Raw genomic sequence first — 23,878 nt, 5'->3', positions numbered from 1 at the left:
CCCCCTTACTATAGACTGAATTGATCGCCCAAATAGACGCGCTTGACCTGCTCATCGGCAAGGATGTCAGCCGGTGCACCTTCGGCAATCATCTTGCCGTGGCTGACGATATAGGCCTTCTCACATACGTCCAGAGTCTCTCTGACGTTGTGGTCGGTAATCAAGACGCCAAGGCCTCTATCTTTCAGATGCTGAATGATCTTCTTGATGTCTATCACAGAAATCGGGTCAACCCCTGCAAAGGGTTCATCCAGCAGAATAAAACGCGGCTCGGCCGCCAGCGCACGGGCGATCTCTACCCGACGGCGCTCACCGCCGGAGAGGCTCTGACCCAGGTTGTCGCGAATGTGGGTGATATTGAACTCTTCCAGCAGTTGCTGAACCTTGTCCTCACGCTCCTCGCGACTCAACCCCTTGCGGGTCTGCATCACGCCCATCAGGTTGTCGAACACTGACAGGCGACGGAAGATGGAGGCCTCCTGCGGCAGGTAACCGATGCCATTGCGCGCCCGCACATGCATGGGCTGCAGGCTGATGTCCTGATCGTCGATGGTGATGAGACCGGCATCGCGCTGCACCAGCCCCACGATCATGTAGAAGGAGGTGGTCTTGCCCGCCCCGTTGGGGCCGAGCAGGCCGACAATCTGGCCGGTGCCCACTTCAAGGCTGACGTCACTCACCACCATGCGGCGCTTGTAGCTCTTCTGCAGGCCCACTGCTTTTAACACTGCCATGGCTTATTTTCCCTGCTTCTTCTGGTCGGCGGGCTTGTCGAAATTCTCTACCTGATCCGGCAGGAACACGGTTTTGACCCGCTGGCTCGGGCTCTTGCTCTCGGCAATCATCTTCTGTTTGACGATGTCGTAGCGGATCAGATCGCCATTGACCTGGCTATCTTCCTGCTTGAGCTGACCATTGCCGGTGATGGTCACCAGACGGTTCTTCAGCTCGTAGCGGATGGTATTGCCGTGGGCATTGACCGGCTTGCCGTTATCCAGGATCTGGAAGAAGGTGGCGGGCTTGCCGTAGGCAGTCATCACCTCCGCCCCTTTCTCGCCGGAGCGGGTCACTACCACCTTGTCAGCCTTGATCCGGATGGTGCCCTGATTGATGGTCACATCCTCTTCGAAGGTGATGCGGTTGTCCTGCATCTCGGCCACCTGTTTGACGGCATCGACGTAGACCTTCTCGGCAAAGTCGGACTCTTTGGCGGTCACCGCACCACACAACAATAGGGCTGCGAGGGCCAGATTAGCGTTTTTCATTGAAATAGATGGCATGGCCTTGATCCAGTAACTCAAAATATTTGCGGTCCAGATGGCCCTTGAGGCCAACCCCTTGGGTCTGGAAATCCCGACCCAGAATGTTCACTTCCCGGTTGCTGCGCACATCCTGTGTCACCAGATCCAGCTCCAGATAGGGAGTATCCAGTGTGGAGATGAAAGAGGTAGGTAGCAGACCATCCAGATGCACCTTGTCCCGCAGGATGACGTTGTCGCCGGTGTTGAGCACGCCGGTTTCGGCGGTCACCTTCCACTCGGCGGCACCCTGATCGTCATACATGTAGACCACCGGCTTGTCGAAGGTGGCCTGCTCGAGGATTTGATAATACTCGGCGTAGGTCGACTCCAACCGCTCGGTGCGCTTGCCATTGATATCAAAACGGGTGGTCACCAGATCTTTGGCGACAAAATCCGGCTGATAGTTTTCGATTTTGACGGCGCTCTCCGGCACCAGCTCAACCTTGCCCAACTGCCAGGCAACCAGCGCGACCAGAAACAGCAGGGCAAACAACAGGGTCTGTCTGCTCATACCGAGGCCTCGTGCTGATAATCGTCGTGGCCCTGCGCCTGCAAAATGAGGTCACACACCTCGCGCACCGCGCCCATGCCACCGCCAAGCCGGGTCACCATATCGGCACGACTCAGCACCAGCGGATGGGCATCGGCCACCGCGATACCCAGGCCGCAGGCGGCCATCACCGGCAGATCGATGGTGTCATCGCCCATATAGGCGGCCTGTTCAGCAGTCAGCCCCAGCTTGGCCAGCAGCGCTTCGAAGTGAGGCAGCTTTTTATCAGCCCCCTGCACCACATGAGCCACCCCCAGGCTTTTCATCCGATCACTGACGATTCGGGAGTTGCGCCCGGTGATGATGGCGATCTCGATCCCGGCATTGAGCAGCGCTCGCATGCCCGCACCATCGCGGGTACAGAAGGTTTTCAGCTCTTCGCCGTTGTTTCCCATGTAGATGAGGCCGTTGGAGAGCACCCCGTCCACATCGCACACCAGCAGGCGGATTTGCGCCGCCTTGTCGAACTGGCTGCGCGTCACCGGACCATAGAGGGTCGGTACGTTTTGCATCAAATTACTCCGGCTTTCAGCAGGTCGTGCATGTTGAAGGCGCCGAGCGGGCGTTTCTCTTCATCCACGACCAGTAATCCGTTGATTTTTCTCGTTTCCATCAGCTTGACGGCTTCCGCAGCCATCATCTCTGGACCTACGGTAACACAGTTGGCCGTCATCACACGGCTGATGGGGGTGTGATGGATATCGATCTGCTGGTCGAGAATGCGGCGCAGGTCGCCGTCGGTAAAGAGCCCGGCCAGCAGGCCATTGCCATCGACCACCGCCGTCATACCGAGCCCCTTGCGGCTCACTTCCAGCAGCGCCTGGCTGATGGTGGCATCTATCCCCACCCGGGGCAACAGCTCGCCACTGTGCATCAGGTCGCCAACCCGCAGCAACAGACGCTTGCCGAGCGACCCGCCCGGGTGAGAGAGGGCGAAGTCATCGGCGGTAAAACCGCGCGCTTCCAGCAGGGCGACCGCCAGGGCATCGCCCATAACCAAGGTTGCCGTGGTGCTGGAAGTGGGTGCCAGACCCAACGGGCAGGCCTCTTTCTCCACCTTGATACACAGGTGCACGTTGGCCTCTTTGGCCATGGTGGAGGCCGGATTACCGGTCATGCAGATGAGCGGAATGCCGCGGCGCTTGAGTACCGGCAGCAGGGCCAGGATTTCATCGCTCTCACCGGAGTTGGAGATAGCGATGATAAGGTCGCCACTGGAGATCATCCCCAGATCGCCGTGACTCGCTTCTCCCGGGTGAAGGAAGAAGGCCGGTGTGCCTGTGCTGGCGAGGGTGGCGGCGATCTTGCTGCCGATATGGCCCGATTTGCCCATGCCGGTGACCACTATCTTGCCACCACAGCGCAGCACCATTTCGCACGCCTTGTCGAAGGCGTCGTTCAGATACTGATAGAGTCCATCAATGGCTTGCTTTTCTGTGTCCAGCACCGCGCGGGCACTGCGACGAAAATCGAACAGTTCAGACACTTTCTCAGGCTTTACAGACATAAAGACACAGCTCCGGGCCGAAATTAGCTGCGGGATTATAAAAAAGTCTGCCCGGATAAGCGAATCGGATGGCAAGTCCCGCTCTCGATGACGCACTTTGTTACAGAAAACTGTCGTGCAAATGGGCTTGCAGCCTGTTCAATAGTTGTTCCTTGCTGTTGCTTAGACCTAGACTACCCCATAAAATTCGCACCTCATTTACACCGGATGGACAATTGTTTGAACAATGACCTGATCACCATCTCCGATCTGACCTTCAGTCACGGAGATCGGCTGTTGTATGACGGGATCAACCTGACCATTCCTCGTGGCAAGGTAACCGCCGTCATGGGCCCGAGCGGCATCGGTAAAACCACCCTGCTGCGGCTGATCGGTGGCCAGCTCAAGCCGGAGTCCGGTCACATTCTGTTTGACGGGGAAGACATCCCCACCCTCTCCCGTTCGCGCCTCTATGAAGTGCGCAAGCGGATGAGCATGCTGTTCCAGAGTGGCGCCCTGTTTACCGGCATGACGGTCTACGACAACGTGGCCTTCCCGCTGCGGGAGCACTCCGGCCTGCCGGAGGAGCTGATCCACACCATCGTCATGATGAAGCTGCAAGCGGTGGGCTTGCGCGGCGCGGCGAAACTGATGCCCTCCGAGCTCTCCGGCGGCATGGCGCGCCGGGCGGCGCTGGCTAGGGCCATCGCCCTTGACCCCGACCTCATCATGTATGACGAGCCGTTTGTCGGGCAGGACCCCATCACCATGGCGGTGCTTGTCAAGCTGATCAAGGAGCTGAACGATGCCCTCGGTATCACCTCCGTCATCGTCACCCACGATGTAAAAGAGGTGCTGAGCATCGCCGATTACGCCTACATCATTGCCAATCGCAAGGTGGTGGCGCACGGTACGCCGGATCAGCTGCGCGAGGAGCACAATCCCGAAGTCGAGCAGTTCCTCAAAGGATTGCCCGATGGTCCTGTTCCGTTTCATTTTCCGGCAGGCGATCTGCTACAGGATCTCTGATGTTGATAAGTCAAATAAGCAAGCTGGGGCGGGTCGGAGTGCGGTTTATCAGCTCCGTCGGTCGCGCCACCATCATGTTGTTCCATGCGCTGGCGGGCAAACCCGAGCCGCGCAAGCACTTCCCGCTGCTTGTCCAGCAGTTGTATGTGGTGGGCGTACAGTCGGTGGCCATCATTCTGGTCTCCGGCCTGTTCATCGGCATGGTGCTCTCGCTGCAGGGTTACAACGTATTGAAGGATTTCGGCGCCGAGCAGAGCCTGGGGCCGCTGGTCTCCCTCTCCCTGCTGCGGGAGCTGGGTCCTGTGGTCACTGCGCTGCTGTTTGCCGGCCGTGCCGGTTCGGCCCTGACCGCTGAAATCGGCCTGATGAAGGCCACCGAGCAACTTTCAAGCCTCGAGATGATGGCGGTCGACCCACTGCGCCGGGTGGTTGCCCCCCGCTTCTGGGCTGGCGTCATCAGCATGCCGCTGCTGGCCTTTATGTTCAGCCTGATCGGTATCTTCGGCGGCAAGCTGGTCGGTGTGGACTGGCTCGGCGTGGACGAAGGGGGCTTCTGGTCTGCCATGCAGGCCTCCGTCGACTGGCATGAAGACATCATGCAGGGCGCCATCAAGAGCCTGATTTTCGCCCTAGTGGTCACCTGGATTGCGCTCTTTAACGGCTATGATGCCAAGCCGACCTCGGCCGGGATCAGTCAGGCCACGACCCGAACTGTGGTCCACTCATCCCTCGCCGTGCTCGGCCTGGATTTTATACTCACTGCAGTCATGTTTGGATAAGGTAAAGATGAAGTTCAGCAAAGTAGAATTCCTGGTCGGCACCTTCATGCTGGCTGGCATCGGTGCCATTCTGGCGCTGGCCCTGCAAGTGGCCGGTTTGAGCTTCAAACCGGAAGGAGAAACCTATACCCTGCGCGCGCATTTCGATAATATCGGCGGCCTGAAAGTCCGTTCGCCGGTCAAGGTCGGCGGCGTGGTGGTAGGCCGGGTCAGCGACATCGTACTGGACCCGAAAACCCAGGTGCCCGAAGTGACCCTGATGATGCAAAAGAGCGCTGGCGAGTTCGCCGATACCAGTTCCCTCTCCATCCTCACCTCCGGTCTGCTCGGCGAGCAGTACATCGGTCTGGCCCCCGGCTTCAGCGATGAGGAGATGGGCACCGAGATGCTCAAGGATGGCGACCTGATTGAAGACACCAAATCCGCCATCGTGCTGGAAGATCTGATTGGCAAGTTCCTCTACAGCCAATCCTCCGACAGCAAATCAGACAGCAAGAAGGAGTAATCATGTTCAAGAAAATCGCCCTGCTGCTGGGTCTGATGACCAGCATGCTCTTTTCCCTGTCTGCCCAGGCCGCAGTCGATGCCACCGACCCCAACGCGCTGGTGGATCAGGCGGCCAAGCAGACCTTTGCCCGCCTGAAGGCCGATCAGGCCCAGGTGAAAAGCAATCCGGATCACCTGCGGGTGATCATCCGCGAAGAGCTGCTGCCCTATGTGGACAACCGCTTCGCCGCCTACAAGGTGCTTGGCAACCAGATTAAAGAGACCACCGAAGCGCAGCGCAATGCCTTCGTCGAGGTGTTCACCGAGTACATGGTGAGCTCCTACGCCGATGCGCTGGCCCATTTTGACAAGCAGACCGTCAAGGTCGAGCCGGGCAAGGCTCCCAGCGGCAATATCACCGCCGTCAACGTCAGCGTGAAAGAGGCCGGCAAGCCGGACATCTTCCTCGAGTTCAAGCTGCGCAAGAACAACAAGACCGGCGAGTGGAAAGCCTTCGACATGGTGGCAGAGGGGATCAGCCTGCTCTCCGCCAAGCAGAGCGAGCTGGGCGGTTTGATCCGCCAGAACGGCATCGATGCGGTGATCGCCCAGTTGCGCGAGCACAACGCCAAGCCGCTGGTACTCAAACCATGACTCTCAGCGGTGAGCTGCAGGCGCCACAGGTCAATGACCTGTGGCAACGCCGCGCCGAATGGTGGCAGGACGACCAGCTCGAGCTCGGCGGCGTCACCACCCTCGACTCTGCCGGACTGGCCCTGCTGGTCAAATGGGCCAAAGCCGTATTAGCGCGAGGCGCCACACCGCAACTGGTGGGCGCCTCCAGTGATTTCTATACCCTGGCCAACCTCTACGGGGTGGCTGGGCTGTTTCAATCTACCCCGCTCACAACTGAGGACGCATAATGCAAGTCTCTGAAATTGAAGCGATACTCCTTGAGGCTCTGCCATTGTCCGAAGTCCATGTCAAAGGGGACGGTAGTCACTACCAAGTGATCGCCGTCGGTGACATGTTTGACGGCATGAGCCGGGTCAAGAAGCAGCAGGCCATCTATGCCCCGCTGATGGACAAGATCGCCAGCAACGCCATTCACGCCCTCTCCATCAAGGCGTTCACCGACGCCGAGTGGAAACGCGAACGTAAATTCCTATTGCCCTCCTGATTTGGTAACGAAGTAAAAATGGACAAATTCAAAATCGATGGTCGTTGTACTCTCAACGGCGAAGTGACCATCTCCGGCGCCAAAAACGCCGCGCTGCCGATCCTGTTCGCGACCCTGCTCTGTGATGAAGAGGTACACCTCTCCAACGTGCCGCGACTGAAAGATGTGGGCACCACCATCAAGCTGCTGGAGATGCTGGGCGCGACCACCAAGGTCAACGGCAACGTCACCGTGCTGACCGGTGCGGTGAACAACCATGTCGCTCCCTACGAGCTGGTGAAGACCATGCGCGCCTCCATTCTGGCGCTGGGTCCGCTGGCCGCCCGTTTCGGCGCTGCCGACGTCTCCCTGCCCGGCGGCTGCGCCATCGGTGCCCGTCCGGTCAACCTGCACGTCCACGGCCTGGAGCTGATGGGTGCCAATATCACCATCGAAGAAGGTTACATCAAGGCCCGTGTCGATGGCCGCCTGAAAGGCGCTCACATCCTGATGGATATGGTCTCCGTGACCGGTACCGAAAACCTGATGATGGCCGCAACCCTGGCTGATGGCCGCACCGTGATCGAAAACGCCGCACGCGAGCCGGAAGTGGTCGATCTGGCCAACTTCCTCAATACCCTGGGCGCCAAGATCCAGGGCGCGGGCACCGACACCCTGACCATCGACGGTGTCGAGCGTCTGCACGGCGGCAACTACAGCGTGCAGCCTGACCGCATCGAAACCGGTACCTTCCTGGTGGGTGCAGCGGTCACCGGCGGCAAGATCACCTGCCGCAAGACCGACCCGACCCTGCTGGAAGCGGTACTGGTCAAGCTGGAAGAGGCTGGTGCACTGATTGAGAAGGGTGAAGACTGGATCACCCTCGACATGACTGGCCGCACCCTCAAGCCGGTCACCATCAAGACCGCCCCCTACCCGGCCTTCCCGACCGACATGCAGGCACAGTTCACCGTACTGAACGCGGTGGCACAAGGTACCGGCATGATCACCGAAACCATCTTCGAGAACCGCTTCATGCACGTTCCCGAGCTGGTACGGATGGGCGCAGACATCGAGTTGCAGGGTAATGTGGCCATCTGCCGCGACACTGCTCAGCTCAAGGGGGCTCAGGTGATGGCGACCGATCTACGCGCCTCTGCCAGCCTGGTGCTGGCCGGCTTCGTCGCCGAAGGCTCCACCATCGTCGACCGCATCTACCACATCGACCGTGGCTACGAGAACATCGAGCAGAAGCTGCAGGGTCTGGGTGGCCGCATCGAGCGCATCAAGGGCTGATATCTCCCTGATCGCAGGCCGATAAAAAGGCCCCCTCGCTAATGCAAGGGGGCCTTTTTACATTCATCTGGGCTGCCGAGATTCAATGCGGTCGAGAGTGGTCCATATCGTGTCAGGCTATTTACCAGCCCCCTGGCGGCCAACGTTCATTGGCTCGAGACTCGCCAAAGAACCAAAAAAGTGGGGTGACATGTCCATGTCACCCCCTCGCAAATAGCATGTTCCATATTGGAGTCCGGCCACGCCAGGTCTCTGTTTCACTTTCCGATAGTTCGCGACCCATCTTAAGTGCGCGCCAATTGCAGCAATGCAACCGGCCAGCTACCCGTTACAACCTTCGTCCACACGGCAGACAAGCCGCCGTGTTTGTCCTTGCAACTGAAATATTACGCATAAAAACAAAATAAAAAACGTTTTTATGCTAATTCCATTCACATCAGAGTACAAAAAACAGCCTTATCATCACCACTAAATTGTTATAAAACAGAAAGATAGATTCATGCATGGTTATTCACCCGCAAAGGGCATCAGCAATGGCTTACAAGGCTTTGCGAGATCTCGCACAAAAAATGGCTGCCTTACAGCCAACGGCGCAGGGGCAACCAGTCACTCAGACGGGCTATCAGTCGCCTTGGCCACCCCTCGGGTTTGCGCGGCAATCCACCGGCCTGCTCCTGCCAGCGAGCCAGCCACGTTCGCAGCGCCTCGCAGATCGGCGGGCAGTGCAGATGCAGCATCAGTTCGGTATTGAGAAAGAGTGAGCGAGGATCGAGGTTGAGGCTGCCGAACAGCGCCCGCTCCTCCCCCAGCAGGATCAACTTGGCGTGCAGGCTGCCGTGGCCATGGTCAAACTCGGCGACCCGGATCCCTTGGCGCAGCAACCAGCCGAGATAACGCTGATAGGCACCATAGACCAGTGGCACATCGGTGCTGGCCAGCGAGTTGGTGAGAATGTCGATGGCGATCCCCTGCTGGCGCAGCCGCGCCAGACGGTGCCGGAACCCGCGGGTCAGGATGAGGTAAGGGGTCACCAACCCCAGCGAGCCGGGATTGTCAGCCAGCTGGCGCCAGAGCTGACGGGCAGTGGTGGGACGGGAGATAAGCCCCTTGCCGGGACGGTCGAACCACACCTCGGCCCGCCCCTCATGCCATTGCAGCGGCACATCGCGCTCGTCAAACAGCGCCGCGGGCAGATCGTAGACCGTCGCTACCGCCGGATCCGTCATGGTGAACAGGAAGTCGTTGACCACCTCTATTTCGGCGGGCAGCAGCTCGCGGCGCAACAGATGGCGGATGGGGTGACTCCAGCGGCTGTGCCAGAACTGCTCGAACCCCTGCACCATCTGCTGGCACAGTCCCCCCTGACAGGCGAGATCGAGATCCACGAAGGGGGCTTGCGGATCCAGACCGAAGTAGCGATCACCGATGTTGCGCCCGCCGATCAGCGCCAGCTTGCCATCCACCAGCAGCAGTTTGTTATGCATCCGGTGGTTGATGCGGCGAAAGCTGAGCAGTCCCTCCAGCAGCAGTGCCAGCGGGCGCCAGCCCCGCAGCCAGAAGGGGTTGAACAGCCGTACCTCGATCCCCGGGTAGTGAGCCACCATCTCCAGAAAGCGGTTGTCACCGGCATAGAGATCATCCACCAGCAGCTGTACCTTGACGCCACGCTGGGCGGCGTGAAGCAGCTCGCTCAGCAGCAGCTTGCCGCTGCTGTCCTCCTCCCAGCTGTAGTACTGCGCCTGGATCCGCTCGCGGGCATGGCGGATCCAGTGACAACGCACCTTGAGCGCCAGCTGGGGATCGTCGATCAGGGCAAAGGATCCGGGGATCATGGTGTCATCCTGCTGTCATGGCCGGGTGTCATAACGCTGGCGAGCCTCTTCACATATTCAAAAGGAGTTGCTGATGGAACTGCATGATACCCCGATGTTGCGCTATCTGGGCCAGCTCAGCCAGCCAGATCTCATCCCGGCCACCGGCCCTGCTCACTGGTTTTTGCAACACAGGGACGGTGGCTGGCAATTGCCGACCGTGCAGGCGACCCTGCCGGTCAACCGGCTCAGGGCTGAGCCGCTTCGATAGCGGCAGCCTTGCCCTCGATCTGGGGCAGGCTGAAACGATAGGCCACGTAGTACTTGTAGATGGTGCCGACATAGTTGATCGGCCCCTGTCCGACTTCGTTGGCCACCAGCTGATCCACGTTACCGAACCAGACGTTGGGATCGAGTCCCAGTTTCTCCGCCTTGCCTCGCAGCGCCTGCACCCGGTTCGGCCCAGCGTTGTAGGCGGCGAGGGCAAACAGGTGGCGGTTGAGCCGATCCAGCTTGGGATCATTGAAGTAGGTATCGAGGATCAACCGCATGTAGCGGCAGGCGGCCTCCACATTTCCCTCCAGCGTGGTGAGTCTGGCGCCGTTGATGCCGACTTCCCGCCCCGTACTGGGCAGCAACTGCATGAGGCCCACGGCCCCCTTGGGCGAGCGCGCCTTGGGATTGAGGCCGGACTCCTTGTAGCCAAGCGCCGCCAGCATCAGCCAGTCGAGATCGTATTGATTGGCGTACTTCTCCAGCACCTTGCGAATGGTCGCGAGGCGCCCCATAGGATCCGGCGCCAGGATATTGCTCATCTGATCGCTGCGAACCAGCAAGCGGCGCAGGGTCATGTCGCTGTAGAGGCTGTTGCGGCTGACGCTCGCCAGATAGCCATTGACCGCTTTCAGCAGCTCGGGGCTGTTCTTGCGCAGCGCCCAGCCACTGGTGCCGTTGCTGCGCAGGGGGATCAACTTGTGAGCCTTGAGACCGGAGATCATGCCACTCAGCCAGATCCGCCCCTTGTAGCTGTCGGTCACCGTCAGGGGAATAATGCCGGCGGCCACCATCTCCAGCAGATCGCCATCCTGTAGATATTCGGGCACCGTCTCGATATAGACGGGGGGCAGCCCCAACTCGCGAAACAACCAGTTGAGCTGGCGCAAGCTCTCGTAGTAGCTGGAGCTGGCCCGCACCCAGACCCGCCTGCCGGAGAGCTGGGTAATGCGGCTGAAGGCGGGCAGGCTGTTCTGGCTAACCACCCACTCCTCGATGGAAGAGATGAGAGGCCGGGAGAAGGCCACCTGTTCACGCCGGGTCGGGGTCACCGTCATGGTCGCCGCCACCAGATCCCCACGCCCCTCGGTCAGATAGTCCAGCAGCTTGTCCTGCCGCACCGGGATGTAGACCACCTTGAGTTTGACCTTCTCTTTAGCGAGATAGGTGTTGTTCAGCCAGCGCTCGAATCCTTGCAGCTGATTGACCAGAATGCCGTACTGGGTGCCGCGATCGAGAAAATAGAAACCGCGCTCATAGACCACCAGAGCCCTGAGTTCGCGCTTTTGCAGAATGCTTTCGAGGTCCCCGGGTTGGGGCAAACGCACCGGCTTGAGCTCAGCCGCCAGCAGGGAAAAACAGCAGAGGGCCAGCAGAGCCCAAATCCAGCGTCGCATCACGATGGCTGCCCCTGTGCTGAGGTCACGCCTGCTGCCTGTTGGCAGCACGGATCACGATAGAGGGTGGGATTGGGGGCAGAGATCCATCGCTGCGTCATGATATTTACGCCTTCTGTTGGCCGACTCGCGCCGGGCAAACGTCTGTGGGATAGAGTAACTATAGAACGCCGACCCACAGCAGAAGGGTCAACACGGCAGGCAAACCTGCCGCGTTATCAGACAACTCAGATAGAGCGGGCCCGCATTTCGAAAATCAGTTTTTCGGCGGTGCAGGTGAATTGCAGGCGGGCTTTCAGGATCACGCCGTTGGCGCCCTGGGTCAGTTCGCTGCTCACTTGAGCTTCGGCGGTGACCTGTTTGGCCAGTGCTTCATAGGCAGCCAGCTTGGCGCGGGCATCCGCCTCGGCCGCGGCTTCAATAACCAGCTCCATCACATCGTCGCCTTCGCCGATGATGGTGCCGATCTCGGCAAAACAGCCGCAGCTGTCACAGGTTTCGTTCAGTTCAACTTTCTCGTCTACAGACATTTTCTACTCCTACTGCTTATTTCGGATGATTTGCGTCGTCACGCATCGCCTTGCGAAAATCTTTGATGGCGGTCCCCAGATCCTCACCTGCACTGGCAAGACGCTTGCTGCCGAAGACCAGCACAACGACCAGCAAGAGGATCAGCATATGCCAGATATGAATTCCACCGAGTCCCATAGGGATACTCCCTCACAAAGAGATATCTGTTACTTGTATCAAAATAGAGCGCAGGGATTGTTGGGCAAAATCAAGGCAGGTGCAAGTGAGCAAATAAATCATAGCCAAAAAATAGGGCGACCCTGAGGTCGCCATATTGATTGTGCTACATGTCCCCTCAACCGCTACATCCTGTACCAGTGGTTCATGCGAACCTGAGACCATTCGAGGATAAGATCGCCAAGATATGAAAACAAATGGTATAAATTCATCTTAGAATTGAAGAGGATTCATATCATGCTGCTGGAACAACTGGGTCGCATCGACCTCAATTTGCTGATTATCCTGCAGGTATTGCTGGAAGAGCGCAACGGCAGCAAGGCGGCACGCCGCCTTCATCTGAGCCAGTCCGCGGTCAGTAAAGCCCTCGGCCGTCTGCGCGATACCTTCAATGATCCCCTCTTCATCCGATCTGCCTACGGGCTGGAACCCACCGGCCGTGCCCTTGCACTGCAGCAGCAGTTGCAACCCATCCTGCTGTCGCTGGATAACCTGATCCAGCCGCCCGAGTTCGACCCCGCCAGCTCGGAGCGAGAGTTCGTCATCGCCAGCATGGACAGCGCCTTTACCCTGTTTGCCCCGCTCTACCTGAGCGAGCTGAAGCGGCAGGCACCACGGATCCGCTTGCGTTACGAGGAGTGGACCGAGAACAGTCTGACCGAGATGAGTCAGGGACAGGTGGACATCGCCTTCGCGGTGCGGGAGAACTGCATCAGCTCCGATTATCGACTCGATACCCTGCCCGACAGCATCTGTCAGCGAGTGCTGGCGGTCGATGATCTCACCTGTCTGGTGCAGCAGCACCACCCCGCGCTGCGGGAGCCCAACTGGAATCTGGAGCACTACCTCAGTTATCCCCATGTGCAGACTTACTGCGAGGGGCGGGACCGCTGGATGCTGGATCACAAGCTGGCAGAGCAGGATCTCTACCGGCGTATCGAGGCAACCGTGCCCTCCTTCGAGGCGGCGTTGCGGATGGGGATGCACTCCGACATGATAGTGACCCTCTCCAGGCTCTACGCCCGCCACGCTACCCAGGTCTATCCGCTGTTGCAGCTGCCGCTACCCATCGGGTTGGACAGCATCTCCCACCTGCTGATCTGGCATCAGCGTCACAGCGAGGATCCGGGCCACCGCTGGCTGCGGGAATTGCTGCTCTCCCTCATCATGAGCAAACTGGAACCCGCAGCGACCACTCACGGCTGACGGCACGCCTTCTCGGCAACAAAAAAGAACGGGGCTCTGCGTAGCCCCGTTTCATTCATTTCAACATGTAACCCACTCAGCCTTGGCCGGTCACTGCCAGATAGTGATGTACCCCATCCAGCAGCATCTGGACCGAGATCATCACCAACAGCATCCCCATCAGCCGCTCCACCGCAGTGAGTCCCCGCTCACCCAGCAGCTTGTTGAATACCTCGTAGAACATCAGGATCACCGCGCTGGCAGCCCAGGCCATAAAGAGCGCCAGCGACCAGTCCACCATCCGGGCGGGCTCCTGATTGGCCAGCAGCATCAAAGAGGCGAGGATCGAAGGACCGGCGATCATCGGGATCGCCATCGGCACCAGGAAGGGCTCCTCGCCCGCCGCCAGCCCGGTCACGCCCCCCTCACTCGGGAAGATCATCTTGATGGCGATCAGGAACAGGATGATCCCCCCCGCAATGCTGACCGCCTCCTGCCGCAGGTTGAGGAAGCCGAGGATCTGCTGACCGACGAACAGGAACAGCATCATGATGGCCAGCGAGAAGAGCAGCTCGCGCACCATCACCTTGCGACGTCGCTTGGGATCGATATGACGCAGGATAGAGAGGAAGACCGGCAGGTTGCCCAGCGGGTCCATGATCAGAAACAGCATGACTGCGGCAGAGAAAGTATCCATACAACGCCCGGGCTACGCCCTGAATAGGGAAAAGAGAGGGGGCGAAATATAGCAAAGGGCGAAGAATTGAGCGAGCGCCATGATGCGCTCGCAGCGGGATTAACCGTGGTTGCAGATCTTGTCGGCGCGGGTCTGGAAACCCTCGGCCGAGTCGATGAATTTGCCGCGGGTAGCCAGAAAGTCGATCAGCGCTTCCGCATCCATCTCGCTGGCGCTGCAGGTATGAAAACGGGCTTCGGCACCGAACCGTTCGGCCATCGCCTGTTTCAAGCTGGCACGGGTAAATTGCCCCCCTTGTGCCAACATCATCTCCATCACTTCGTGACCATGAACCGATTGCGACATCTCTCACCTCAATAATGAACATATTTAATGCCAATTAAATATCTCCCCGCCCGGAGGGATCTTGATATAGGCCAATAAATTGCGCATTTCCTGGTCAGGGGAGTGGTCACCGCCACTGCTTTGTCGATAATGTGGCAACCCGCGTCAGGGATCGCTACACTGGCGCCCCTTTTTGGCCATCGCAGACAATGTATAAGGATATTGGCGTCATGCTGTTCCATGGAGAGGCTCTCAAGCCCTGGCAGATCTGGACCCGCCGACCACTCTGGCTCAAGATCCTGATCGGCATGCTGACAGGGGTGGGTCTGGGCGTCGGCTTTGAAGAGCAAGCCCTGCTGCTCAAGCCCCTTGGCGTCTTGTTCGTCAACACCATCCAGATGCTGATGGTGCCTCTCATTTTCTGTTCGGTCATCGCCGGCCTCACCTCGCTGCTCAAGGGCAAGGCCCTCGACCGCATCGGCAGCAAGGCGATTTGTCTCTACTTCTTCTCGACCGCCATCGCCATCTGCATCGGCCTGATGATGGGCTGGCTGCTGGAGCCCGGCATGGGTGCCGACATGGGGCCCCATCAGCGACTCGGTGTGGCAACCCAACCCACCCTGGCCAGCGTGCTGAGCCATCTGGTGCCGAGCAACCCGGTACAGGCGATGGTGGATGGCAAGATCCTGCAAGTGATCGTCTTTGCAGTGGCGTTGGCGGTCGCCCTCAACGCCAGCGGTCGCCGTGGCCGCCCCGCCATCCTCTTCTTCACCTCGTTGGCCGAGGGGATGTTCAAGCTGACCCAGATGGTGATGGCGCTCGCCCCTTACGGTGTCTGCGCCCTGATGGCCTGGATGACCGGCAAATACGGCCTCGACCTGCTGCTGCCGCTGCTCAAGGTGATCGGCGCCGTCTACCTCGGCTGTCTGCTGCACGTGCTCGGGGTCTACAGCGGCCTGCTGCTCCTGCTGGCACGGCTCAATCCTTTGCACTACTTCAAGAGCATCGTTGATGCCCAGGCGGTTGCGTTTACCAGCAGCTCGAGCAGCAGTACCCTGCCCATCAGTCTGGCCTGCGCCGAGAAGCGGCTGGGAGTCTCCCCCGCCATCACTGCCAAGGTGCTGCCCATCGGCGCCACCATCAACATGGATGGCACCGCCCTCTATCAGGGAGTGACTGCGCTGTTCGTGGCTCAGGCATTCGGGGTGGATCTGCACATGGTCGATTACCTGACCATCATCAGCATCGCCACCCTGGCCAGTATCGGCACCGCTGGCACCCCGGGCACCGGGTTGATGCTGCTGACCCTGACCCTGACGGCGGTGGGCTTGCCGCTGGAAGGGGTGGCACTGATTGCAGGCATTGACCGGATCCTCGACATGGCACGCACCACGGTCAACGTATCGGGGGATATTCTGGTGTCGGTGCTGATCGCCCGCAGCGAAAACGAGCTGGATCTGGCGACCTATCACGATGCCAGCGCAGGGGAAGATATCGAGTTCCCGCCGCGCTAGCGGAAGAAAGATCAGCTGTCGTGGGGATCGTGATGACAGCGCCAGCAGACGTCGAAGTTGGCGCCGTTCTCCTCCCCGCACTGGCCGCACAGCCAGCCGTTACCCTGACGCTGCTGGTAACGCTCGATGACCCGTCCCGCCTTGCTGCGATCCTCGGCCCGCACCATCAGGGTCACCTGCAACATGTCGACCGGCAGTTCGCCAAGGGCGCCTGACAGCCCCTCGCCATTGAGGCGCACCAGCACCCCTTCCGCCTCCAGCGCCCCTTTCAACGCGTGCGCCTCCAGGGTGTGTGAGGCGCGATAGAGATTGATCCAGTTATCCATAGCTCCCCCTTACAACAACTTGTCGATGCCAAACTCGGCGCCGTTCTCAATCATGAAATCGATGAATGCCCGCAACTTGCGCGGCATCAGTTGCCGCTCCGGAAACAACAAATAAATCGGCACCCTGGGTTGCTGCCACTCTGGCAGCAGGATCACCAATTCGCCGCTGGCCAGCTCATCCTGACAGAGCATAGCGGGTAACGAAGCCAACCCCAGCCCCGCCTTCGCAGCCTCCCGGGCACAGGTAATATTATTGACCCGAAAACGGGAGGGGGGGTCAACCAGCACCTCTCTGCCATCCAGCTCGAAGCACCAGTGAGAGGCAAGAAACCCGCTGCTCACCGTCACCCGCTCGTGGTTGGCCAGATCCTCCGGCCGCTCGATGACCGGGCTGCGGGCCAGATAGTCCGGACTGGCACAGAGCAACCTTCCGGTGCTCCAGAGTCGGCGCGCAGCCAGATTGGAGTCGCTCATGTCGCCAATCCGCACCACCGCATCCAGCCCTTCGCTGATAGGGTCCACCACTCGATTGGTCAGCTCCAGCTCCACCTGCAAGGCGGGATAGGCCTGCAAAAACTTGGCGACCAGGCGCCCGACCACCAGTTGCCCCGTCTCGATAGGCACCGCCAGTTTGAGGGTACCGGTCACCTCCTGCTGGCTGGCGCTCAGCATCAGCTCGGCTTCGGTCAGGGCATCGACCGCCTTGCTGCAGTGCAGGTAGTACTTCTCCCCCTCCTCGGTCAACGTGAGCTGACGAGTGGAGCGATAGAGCAGACGCACACCGAGCCGCTGTTCCAGCTCGGCGATGCGGCGGCTGACCATCGCCTTGGTCATCCCCAACTCGCGGGCGGCCCCCGTAAACGAGCCCTTGTCGACGATACGAACCAAAATTAACGCGGCATTGAGGTCCATTGTTGCACCAGTGAAACTGTATATCTCGTGAACCAATACTAATCGAAACAGTTGACCAGTGTTAGCCTGCGCCCCTTAAGTTCAGGAATCACAAAAATGAGTCAACACAAAAAAATTCCCCTGCTGGCAGCCATGATATTGGCGCTGCTCGGTCTGCTGTTCGCCGGTTACTGGTATCTTCACGGCCGCTATTTTGAAAGCACCGACAACGCCTATCTGCAAAGTGAAGTGACCGGGATCAGCTCCAAACTGCCCGGTTATATCCGCGAAGTGCTGGTCACCGACAACCAGCCGGTCAAAGCGGGCCAACTAATAGCCCGTCTCGATGATCGCGAATACAAAACCAGGGTCGCGGAGGCCGAAGCCGACCTGCGCCTCAATCAGGCGACGGCCGAAAATCTGGCCGCCACCCGCACCCAACAACTGAGCCTGATCCAGCAGGCCGAGGCCAAGCTCGCCTCCGCCAACGCCGAACAGCTGCGCGCCAGCCAGCAGGTCAACCGGATCAGTCAGCTCAACCAGCGCCACTACAGCTCGCAAGACAGTCTGGACGAGGTGCGTGCCGGCCTGCAGGTCAATCAGGCGCAAGCCCGGGAGGCCCAAGCCGCCCTGCAGGCGGCACGTGAACGACTGCTGGTACTGGATGCCGAGCGCAAACAGAATCTGGCCAAGCTGGCATTGAGCGAATCACAACTGGAGCAGGCCAAGCTGGAGCTCGGCTACACCGAACTGCGGGCACCGGCCGACGGCATCATCGGCAAGCGCAGCCTGCGGGAAGGGCTCTACGTCCAGTCCGGTATGCAGGTCGCCAGCCTGGTGCCGCTACAGCAGGTGTGGGTCGAGGCCAACTTCAAGGAGACCCAGCTCGCCCATATGCAGCCGGGCCAGAAGGTCGAAGTGGTGCTCGATGCCTACCCGGATCAACCGGTCGAGGGGATCATCGACAGCCTGGCCCCGGCCACCGGTGCCAAGTTCGCCCTGCTGCCACCGGAGAATGCTACCGGCAACTTCACCAAAATCGTGCAGCGGGTACCGGTGAAGATCCGCATCCCCGAGCCAGGCCCGCTGGCAGGCAAGCTGCTGCCGGGTCTCTCCACCGAAGTGATCGTGGATACCCGCACTCCTGAGCCCGTGGTGGCTGCCAACTGATGGAACCCATTCCACGTCGCAACTGGATCGCGGTCATGGGGGGGCTTATCGGCGCCTTCATGGCCATCCTCGATATCCAGATCACCAATGCCTCCCTGAAGGATATTCAGGGGGCCCTGTCGGCCACCCTGAGCGAAAGCTCCTGGATCTCCACCTCCTATCTGGTGGCGGAGATGATCGCCATCCCCCTGAGCGGCTGGCTGAGCCGGGGGCTGAGCGTGCGCCGCTACCTACTCTGGACCACCAGTGCGTTTATCGCCGCCTCCGTGCTCTGCTCGTTCAGCTGGAACCTCACCAGCATGATCGTCTTCCGGGCGCTGCAGGGCTTCACCGGCGGGGCGCTGATCCCGATGGCCTTCTCCCTCATCGTCACCCTGTTGCCGCTACAAAAGCGGGCCACCGGCATGGCGCTGTTTGGCCTCTGTGCCACCTTCGCCCCCGCCATCGGTCCGACCCTCGGCGGCTGGCTCACCGAGCAGATGTCGTGGCACTACATCTTCTATCTCAACGTGCCGCCGGGACTGCTGGTGATGGCCATGCTGGCCCACGGGCTGGATAAAAAACCGGTGGACTGGGCCGTGATCAAGCGGGTAGACCTCATCGGGATTGTCACCATGGCACTTGGCCTCGGCCTGCTGGAGGTGGTACTGGAAGAGGGCAATCGGGAAGACTGGTTCGGCTCAAGTTTCATCGTGCGACTGGCGGTCATCTCGGCAGTGGCGCTGGTGTTCTTCGTCATCAGCCAGCTGATCCGCCGTCACCCGCTGGTCAATCTGCGGTTGCTGCACAACCCGCGCTTCGCGCTGGCCTGCTTCGCCTATCTGATCCTCGGCATGGCGTTGATGGGCTCCATCTATGTGCTGCCGCTCTACATGACCCAGATCCACAACTACAACGCGCTGGAGATCGGCGAAGTCCTGATGTGGATGGGGCTGCCGCAACTGCTGGTGCTACCGCTGGTGCCCAAACTGACCCACAAGATAGACCCGCGCTATCTGGTGAGCTTCGGCTTCCTTATCTTCGCCGTCAGCTGCTTTATGAACGTCAACATGAGTGCCGACTACGCCGGGCCGCAGTTGATCCAGTCGCTTATCGTGCGGGCGCTGGGGCAGCCCTTCATCATGGTGCCGCTCTCCCTGGTCGCCACCGCCAGCCTGAACCACGACGAGATCCCCTCCTCCTCGACTCTGCTCAACGTGCTGCGCAACCTCGGTGGTGCGTTCGGTATCGCCATCATCGCGACCCTGCTCGACAACGATACCCGCACCCATGTGCTGCAGATTGGCAGCACTCTGGCCGCCAGCAGTATCGAGGGGCAGAGCTATCTGCTGCAGCTGGCCCAGAGCATGATGGCGCAGGGGTCAGGCCCCGAGATAGCCCAGCAGCAAGCCCACGCCATACTGGCCAATACTATCAACCGGGAAGCGGCCATCATGGCCTACAACCAGGTGTTCTACATCATGGGGATCTTCCTGCTGATCGCCAGCGGCCTGATGTTGTTGCTCAAATCCCCCACCCCACGGGCAGCGGATGCCGAACCGCTAGAGGCGTGAAAAACCGCCGGGGCATAAAACGAAAAACGGGCCAAAGCCCGTTTTTCGTTATCTGTTGCCTGCACTCAACCGCATGGCGTTATCCCGCCAGCGACCCTGCAATCAGGAATTGCGCCGCGAAGTAGCTGCTCATCACCCAGGCGCGGGCGTGGGGAAAGGGGCGACGGAAGCGATCGAGCGCCAGCATACTGTCGGAGAAGAGGAACATCAGCGCCCCCACCAGAGCGGCGGCCGAACCGGCAGTGAGAGAGGCGTGCCAGGCACCGGCAGCCACCCAGGCCATGCCGATGATCACCAGCATGTAGCAGAAGACCGGGATCCGCATCTCCCCCAGCTTGCCCCACAACAGGCCGAATACCATGCCGGCGATCAGCAACAGCAGCAAACCATCCACCAGATTGAGCAGCAATGGCCCTTGGGCAAAACCGACGATATAGCAGAGATGCGCGACAAGAAATGCCGCCAACCCCTGAATGAAGCGATCGCTTGGCAGCATCAGCAGCACATCGCCCGCCAGCGAGAGACAAAGGCCGAGCAGGATCCAGGCGTGTGAACCGTCGTGGTCATAACTCTGGTAGCCGAACGCCAACGCGATGATAAGCAGCATGGTCAGCGGCTTGCTGATATAGAACTGGCGGCTGTCTGAACCGTAGGCAGCACGGATGTGCCACCAACCTGAAGCGATGATCAAGAAACTCAATAACATGCCCTGCTCCTCACCTGTTGCTCGCAGTCATACGGCAACCGTTTTTATCATGGTGCAGGGTAACAAATTCCCTCCCCCAGTGGCAGGGGTGCTTATCAAATGGACAGACTAAGCCTAAAGTCTAATTGCCGCACCGAGTGGTTCAGGGCATAAGTGACGGGTCTGGAGGATCACCATGGAAGAAGCTATGAAGAACTATCTGCCCGCCATCGATATCATGATGTGCCATCTGGGGATCAGCTTTGAGCAGGCCTGCGAACAGCTGGGTCTTAGCCAGCAGGAGCTACAGGCACTGGATCAGTTGCAGCAACAGCAGAGCCAAGCCAACTAGCTTGAGTTGAATCATAAAAGAGAAGACCGCCAGCAGGCGGTCTTCTCTTTTAGTCTCTGTGATAATCGGACGGCATCATGCAATACCTGCCAGCAAACGACTCCAGTTGCGTTTACCAGCGATGAAGCCGTCCCGCAGGGCCCGGTACTCCAGTTGCAGCTTGAGGCGGTCATAGCGCGCCAGCGCCTTGCGCTTGCGCAGCTCCAGCAGCCGCTTGCGACTGGCGTAATAGTGTTGCAACTGCTGGCTCAGCTTGTCGTACTCCTCCTGCAGCAGCGCCTGCCACAGTTCACGATCTTCCTGCTTGCGCAACTTGGCTTGTGCCCGTTTCAGCTGCATCTGCAGCCGGGCTTGTTCGATACGCTCCTCCGGCGAGGATCTGAGATCCCCCGCCAGACCACACCAAGAGGCGAGCCGGATCAACCACTTGGTCGGATCGAACTGCCACCAGTGAATGCCGTTGCGGTAATCATTCTCGAACAGGTGGTGAAAGTTGTGGTACCCCTCGCCAAAGGTGAAAAAAGCCAGGATGCCGTTATCGCGAGCGGTATTGCGATCGGTATAGGGCTGACTGCCCCAGATATGGGCCAGCGAGTTGATGAAGAAGGTGGTGTGGTGAGTCATCACCATCCTCAGCACGCCCGCCAACAGCAACATGCCGAGCAAGTCCCCGTGCCACAGGCCGAGCAGCAGCGGCAGGCCCAGATTGGTCGCCAGCACCAGTGTCAGATAGTGACGGTGCTGAAACGCGACCACCGGGTTGTTTTGCAGATCACGCACATTGCTGTAATCGCCATAGCGATCTCCTTGATGCTCCCGCAACATCCAGCCGATGTGGGAATACCAGAAGCCGCGCCCCGCGCTGTAGGGGTCTTTATCGTTGTCATCCACATGACGATGGTGACGGCGGTGATCGGCCGACCAGTGCAGGGCCGAATTCTGTAGCGCCAACGCACCGCCGATGGCAAACAACCACTGCAAAGCGAGGTGCGCCTTGTAGGCCTTGTGCGACCAGAGCCGGTGATAGCCTGCGGTGATGGAGAGACCACTCAGGCAGAACAACAACAGGAAACTGGCCCACTGCCAGAGATCGTAACCGTGGCTCATGCCGTACCAGGGCACGACAATCAACGCCACTATCCCGGAGAGGGAGAACAGCAGGGTATTGGTGAAAATAATGGGGGGTCTGGCCATCTCATTGCATCCTTTCAGCGAACAGCTGTTAGCCATTTTCTATGGTGATTTCCTCACGGTCAATGGTAAAAAAGTAGGATACAAACCTGATCCTGAGGCGCCTTCGGGTTATCATTTGTCCTCGTTAAGCTGAAGGTGACTGATTTCGTGGGTATTCGCGCTCAACAAAAAGAAAAAACCCGGCGTACATTGATCGATGCTGCATTCAGCCAACTGTGCGCCAATCGCAGTTTCTCCAATCTCAGCCTGCGGGAAGTCGCTCGTGAAGCGGGTATCGCGCCCACCTCTTTCTATCGCCACTTTCGCGATATGGAGGAGCTGGGCCTGACCCTGGTTGACGAAGGAGGTCTCACCCTGCGCCAACTGATGCGCCAGGCACGCCAGCGCATTGCCGGTGGCGGCAGTGTCATCAGCACTTCGGTGCAGACCTTTATGGAGTTCGTCGAGAACAACCCCAACATCTTCCGGCTGCTGCTACGGGAACGCTCCGGCACCTCGGCCGCCTTTCGTCAGGCGGTGGCTCGCGAAATCCAGCACTTTATCGCAGAGCTGACCGATTATCTGGAAGCCACCACCGAAGCACCACGGGAAGATGCCTACATCCAGGCAGAAGCCATGGTCACCATCGTCTTCAGTGCCGGTGCCGATGCACTCGACATGACCAGCGAAGAGTGCCGCGCACTCTCTGACCGAACAATTCGCCAACTGCGGATGATCGCCATGGGCGCCGAGGTACAAAACCAGAAGCGCCGTGAACCTCACCCATGACCACAGGATGGAGAACGATATGACTGAACAGCTTATGATCCCGAAAAAACCGCTCGCCATGGCCATGCTGATTGGTATCTGTGGCGATGCCTCTTTGGCCGTACTGACCAACTCGGTTGTGCCTTTCTCCTTCTTCCCGCTGATTGCCCTCTGGCTGGCGGCCTATCAGCTGTTCCAGCACTATCGCCATGAACCAATGATGGGCAACACCCCCATCTGCACTCTGCTCTGCTTCTTTATCGGTGTCTTCGGCCACTCCGCGCTGCTCAAGGTGCAATACCCGGAGCTTGGCAGCAACTTCTTCTCCCTGATCATGATGCTGCTGTTACTGGCGGCCCTCTCCATCAAGCTCGGCCTGAGCATTGGCAACAAAGAGAAGCCCTGATAAATAGACCGAGTGATGCTAATCAGCTGATAGATAAAACAAAGAGGCTTTCCCGTCGGGAAGGCCTCTTTGCTTGAACGGTACCTGATTAATCCGGCAATCTCGGTATTCCCAACCTAGCCAAGCAGCTTGGCCTCCAAGATAGAAGAGAGGGGGCAATATGGAGCTGCCTTGTAGCCAGCATGCAGATAAAGCCTGAGTTGGTTGGCCATAGCACCACTCGAATGGCTGTAAATTGAGCTGATAACGCTCTGATATAACTAGAAAATAGTGATAAGAACAGGCTGTCTGGTTATCTTCCGGCAGATAAATGCTAACACTGGCTGTCTAACACGCTAAAAACATCAAAACCCGGTCGTGAGGCCGAGCTTTGTGTTCGCCAAGCGTGCAAATCTGTGGGCCACTGGGTAAAAAACGCCCATAGCAAAAAGGCCTTCCCATCAGGGAAGGCCTTTAAATTAGTGGCGGAGCGGACGGGACTCGAACCCGCGACCCCCGGCGTGACAGGCCGGTATTCTAA

Annotated in this window: 30 protein-coding genes; 15 read left to right on the top strand and 15 right to left on the bottom strand. The window is 59.2% G+C overall.

Going from position 1 to position 23,878, the window contains the following annotated elements:
- Positions 1 to 8: 8 nt before the first annotated feature.
- From lptB to G5306_RS14550, 5 genes are read right to left on the bottom strand one after another with little or no spacing between them, the layout of a single operon-like run.
- Positions 9 to 734 carry an LPS export ABC transporter ATP-binding protein gene (lptB, locus tag G5306_RS14570; RefSeq protein ID WP_005336333.1) on the bottom strand — a complete coding sequence of 242 codons (726 nt, stop codon included), beginning with the start codon at positions 732 to 734 and terminating at the stop codon, positions 9 to 11.
- A gap of 3 nt (positions 735 to 737) precedes the next feature.
- Entirely contained in the window at positions 738 to 1,265 is a 528-nt protein-coding gene (gene lptA / locus G5306_RS14565) for a lipopolysaccharide transport periplasmic protein LptA (RefSeq protein WP_040068817.1), read from the bottom strand.
- On the bottom strand, positions 1,252 to 1,812 hold the full coding sequence (gene lptC / locus G5306_RS14560; RefSeq protein WP_005336338.1) for an LPS export ABC transporter periplasmic protein LptC: 561 nt from the start codon (positions 1,810 to 1,812) through the stop codon (positions 1,252 to 1,254). The genes lptA and lptC overlap by 14 nt, the downstream gene beginning before the upstream one ends.
- Entirely contained in the window at positions 1,809 to 2,363 is a 555-nt protein-coding gene (gene kdsC / locus G5306_RS14555) for a 3-deoxy-manno-octulosonate-8-phosphatase KdsC (RefSeq protein ID WP_149151982.1), read from the bottom strand. The genes lptC and kdsC overlap by 4 nt, the downstream gene beginning before the upstream one ends.
- Positions 2,363 to 3,358, bottom strand: coding sequence for a KpsF/GutQ family sugar-phosphate isomerase (locus tag G5306_RS14550; RefSeq protein WP_058057518.1), 996 nt, complete (start codon positions 3,356 to 3,358; stop codon positions 2,363 to 2,365). The genes kdsC and G5306_RS14550 overlap by 1 nt, the downstream gene beginning before the upstream one ends.
- 207 nt (positions 3,359 to 3,565) lie before the next feature.
- Here G5306_RS14550 and mlaF point away from each other — a divergent pair, with 207 nt between their 5' ends.
- Genes mlaF through murA form a run of 7 tightly spaced genes read left to right on the top strand, consistent with a single transcriptional unit; the run spans position 3,566 to position 8,086 of the window.
- Positions 3,566 to 4,366, top strand: a complete 801-nt coding sequence (mlaF, locus tag G5306_RS14545) for a phospholipid ABC transporter ATP-binding protein MlaF (RefSeq protein ID WP_005336343.1) — start codon at positions 3,566 to 3,568, stop codon at positions 4,364 to 4,366.
- Positions 4,366 to 5,145, top strand: coding sequence for a lipid asymmetry maintenance ABC transporter permease subunit MlaE (mlaE, locus tag G5306_RS14540; protein ID WP_005336345.1), 780 nt, complete (start codon positions 4,366 to 4,368; stop codon positions 5,143 to 5,145). Before mlaF ends, mlaE begins: the two co-directional genes overlap by 1 nt.
- Before the next feature lie 7 nt (positions 5,146 to 5,152).
- Complete coding sequence (gene mlaD / locus G5306_RS14535) at positions 5,153 to 5,650, top strand: outer membrane lipid asymmetry maintenance protein MlaD (protein WP_005336348.1); 498 nt, start codon at positions 5,153 to 5,155, stop codon at positions 5,648 to 5,650.
- A 2-nt stretch (positions 5,651 to 5,652) separates the two neighbouring features.
- Entirely contained in the window at positions 5,653 to 6,285 is a 633-nt protein-coding gene (locus tag G5306_RS14530) for an MlaC/ttg2D family ABC transporter substrate-binding protein (RefSeq protein WP_005336350.1), read from the top strand.
- Positions 6,282 to 6,554, top strand: coding sequence for an STAS domain-containing protein (locus G5306_RS14525; protein WP_005336352.1), 273 nt, complete (start codon positions 6,282 to 6,284; stop codon positions 6,552 to 6,554). The genes G5306_RS14530 and G5306_RS14525 overlap by 4 nt, the downstream gene beginning before the upstream one ends.
- Positions 6,554 to 6,811, top strand: coding sequence for a BolA family iron metabolism protein IbaG (ibaG, locus tag G5306_RS14520; RefSeq protein WP_005306001.1), 258 nt, complete (start codon positions 6,554 to 6,556; stop codon positions 6,809 to 6,811). The genes G5306_RS14525 and ibaG overlap by 1 nt, the downstream gene beginning before the upstream one ends.
- Before the next feature lie 18 nt (positions 6,812 to 6,829).
- Entirely contained in the window at positions 6,830 to 8,086 is a 1,257-nt protein-coding gene (gene murA / locus G5306_RS14515; RefSeq protein WP_216952223.1) for a UDP-N-acetylglucosamine 1-carboxyvinyltransferase, read from the top strand.
- A 578-nt stretch (positions 8,087 to 8,664) separates the two neighbouring features.
- Here murA and G5306_RS14510 read toward each other — a convergent pair.
- Complete coding sequence (locus G5306_RS14510) at positions 8,665 to 9,918, bottom strand: phospholipase D-like domain-containing protein (RefSeq protein ID WP_421313056.1); 1,254 nt, start codon at positions 9,916 to 9,918, stop codon at positions 8,665 to 8,667.
- Between the two features lie 73 nt (positions 9,919 to 9,991).
- On the opposite strand from G5306_RS14510, the gene G5306_RS14505 reads away from it, so the two are divergent.
- Positions 9,992 to 10,168: a hypothetical protein gene (locus G5306_RS14505; protein WP_005339947.1), complete on the top strand. Its 177-nt coding sequence runs from the start codon at positions 9,992 to 9,994 to the stop codon at positions 10,166 to 10,168.
- Here the strand turns inward: G5306_RS14505 and G5306_RS14500 are convergent.
- The 3 genes from G5306_RS14500 to tatA form a co-directional block, all read right to left on the bottom strand.
- Positions 10,146 to 11,567, bottom strand: a complete 1,422-nt coding sequence (locus G5306_RS14500; RefSeq protein WP_227341810.1) for a transglycosylase SLT domain-containing protein — start codon at positions 11,565 to 11,567, stop codon at positions 10,146 to 10,148. The genes G5306_RS14505 and G5306_RS14500 overlap by 23 nt on opposite strands.
- 227 nt (positions 11,568 to 11,794) lie before the next feature.
- Complete coding sequence (locus tag G5306_RS14495; RefSeq protein ID WP_101531245.1) at positions 11,795 to 12,097, bottom strand: YfcZ/YiiS family protein; 303 nt, start codon at positions 12,095 to 12,097, stop codon at positions 11,795 to 11,797.
- 16 nt (positions 12,098 to 12,113) lie between these two features.
- Complete coding sequence (gene tatA, locus G5306_RS14490) at positions 12,114 to 12,275, bottom strand: twin-arginine translocase TatA/TatE family subunit (protein ID WP_005339944.1); 162 nt, start codon at positions 12,273 to 12,275, stop codon at positions 12,114 to 12,116.
- Positions 12,276 to 12,551: 276 nt separating this feature from the next.
- On the opposite strand from tatA, the gene G5306_RS14485 reads away from it, so the two are divergent.
- The gene (locus G5306_RS14485) at positions 12,552 to 13,520 is read left to right on the top strand and encodes a LysR family transcriptional regulator (protein WP_005357635.1); all 969 of its coding nucleotides are present in this window, start codon (positions 12,552 to 12,554) and stop codon (positions 13,518 to 13,520) included.
- 76 nt (positions 13,521 to 13,596) lie between these two features.
- On the opposite strand, the gene G5306_RS14480 is transcribed toward G5306_RS14485, so the two are convergent.
- Entirely contained in the window at positions 13,597 to 14,196 is a 600-nt protein-coding gene (locus tag G5306_RS14480; RefSeq protein ID WP_041202392.1) for a YhgN family NAAT transporter, read from the bottom strand.
- 99 nt (positions 14,197 to 14,295) lie between these two features.
- On the bottom strand, positions 14,296 to 14,541 hold the full coding sequence (locus G5306_RS14475; protein WP_421313055.1) for a YecH family metal-binding protein: 246 nt from the start codon (positions 14,539 to 14,541) through the stop codon (positions 14,296 to 14,298).
- 209 nt (positions 14,542 to 14,750) lie between these two features.
- Between G5306_RS14475 and G5306_RS14470 the strand changes: the two genes are divergently transcribed.
- Complete coding sequence (locus tag G5306_RS14470; protein ID WP_421313054.1) at positions 14,751 to 16,034, top strand: dicarboxylate/amino acid:cation symporter; 1,284 nt, start codon at positions 14,751 to 14,753, stop codon at positions 16,032 to 16,034.
- 11 nt (positions 16,035 to 16,045) lie between these two features.
- Here G5306_RS14470 and G5306_RS14465 read toward each other — a convergent pair whose 3' ends face one another.
- Positions 16,046 to 16,360 carry a DUF2007 domain-containing protein gene (locus tag G5306_RS14465; protein WP_005339933.1) on the bottom strand — a complete coding sequence of 105 codons (315 nt, stop codon included), beginning with the start codon at positions 16,358 to 16,360 and terminating at the stop codon, positions 16,046 to 16,048.
- A gap of 9 nt (positions 16,361 to 16,369) precedes the next feature.
- Positions 16,370 to 17,272 (bottom strand): LysR family transcriptional regulator, encoded by a 903-nt coding sequence (locus G5306_RS14460; RefSeq protein ID WP_019444678.1) that lies wholly within the window; start codon positions 17,270 to 17,272, stop codon positions 16,370 to 16,372.
- Positions 17,273 to 17,368: 96 nt separating this feature from the next.
- On the opposite strand from G5306_RS14460, the gene G5306_RS14455 reads away from it, so the two are divergent.
- Both G5306_RS14455 and G5306_RS14450 read left to right on the top strand, forming a co-directional pair.
- Positions 17,369 to 18,421 (top strand): HlyD family secretion protein, encoded by a 1,053-nt coding sequence (locus tag G5306_RS14455; RefSeq protein WP_421313053.1) that lies wholly within the window; start codon positions 17,369 to 17,371, stop codon positions 18,419 to 18,421.
- The gene (locus G5306_RS14450; protein ID WP_421209478.1) at positions 18,421 to 19,974 is read left to right on the top strand and encodes a DHA2 family efflux MFS transporter permease subunit; all 1,554 of its coding nucleotides are present in this window, start codon (positions 18,421 to 18,423) and stop codon (positions 19,972 to 19,974) included. Before G5306_RS14455 ends, G5306_RS14450 begins: the two co-directional genes overlap by 1 nt.
- A 79-nt stretch (positions 19,975 to 20,053) precedes the next feature.
- On the opposite strand, the gene G5306_RS14445 is transcribed toward G5306_RS14450, so the two are convergent.
- Positions 20,054 to 20,680 (bottom strand): lysoplasmalogenase, encoded by a 627-nt coding sequence (locus G5306_RS14445; RefSeq protein WP_005348507.1) that lies wholly within the window; start codon positions 20,678 to 20,680, stop codon positions 20,054 to 20,056.
- A gap of 175 nt (positions 20,681 to 20,855) precedes the next feature.
- Here G5306_RS14445 and G5306_RS14440 point away from each other — a divergent pair, with 175 nt between their 5' ends.
- The gene (locus tag G5306_RS14440) at positions 20,856 to 21,011 is read left to right on the top strand and encodes a hypothetical protein (protein WP_421313052.1); all 156 of its coding nucleotides are present in this window, start codon (positions 20,856 to 20,858) and stop codon (positions 21,009 to 21,011) included.
- A 75-nt stretch (positions 21,012 to 21,086) separates the two neighbouring features.
- On the opposite strand, the gene G5306_RS14435 is transcribed toward G5306_RS14440, so the two are convergent.
- A complete protein-coding gene (locus tag G5306_RS14435) occupies positions 21,087 to 22,205 on the bottom strand; it encodes a fatty acid desaturase (RefSeq protein WP_421209480.1) in 1,119 nt (372 codons plus the stop codon).
- A 147-nt stretch (positions 22,206 to 22,352) separates the two neighbouring features.
- Between G5306_RS14435 and fabR the strand changes: the two genes are divergently transcribed.
- The gene (fabR, locus tag G5306_RS14430; RefSeq protein ID WP_005339921.1) at positions 22,353 to 22,973 is read left to right on the top strand and encodes an HTH-type transcriptional repressor FabR; all 621 of its coding nucleotides are present in this window, start codon (positions 22,353 to 22,355) and stop codon (positions 22,971 to 22,973) included.
- 19 nt (positions 22,974 to 22,992) lie between these two features.
- Positions 22,993 to 23,358 carry a YijD family membrane protein gene (locus G5306_RS14425; RefSeq protein ID WP_421313051.1) on the top strand — a complete coding sequence of 122 codons (366 nt, stop codon included), beginning with the start codon at positions 22,993 to 22,995 and terminating at the stop codon, positions 23,356 to 23,358.
- Positions 23,359 to 23,878: the final 520 nt, after the last annotated feature.

This window comes from Aeromonas sp. 603404 (assembly GCF_049171775.1).
Taxonomy (GTDB): Bacteria; Pseudomonadota; Gammaproteobacteria; order Enterobacterales; family Aeromonadaceae; genus Aeromonas; species Aeromonas veronii_A.
The sequence above is the reverse complement of the archived record's forward strand: the minus strand, read 5'-3'. Positions and strand labels throughout refer to the sequence as shown.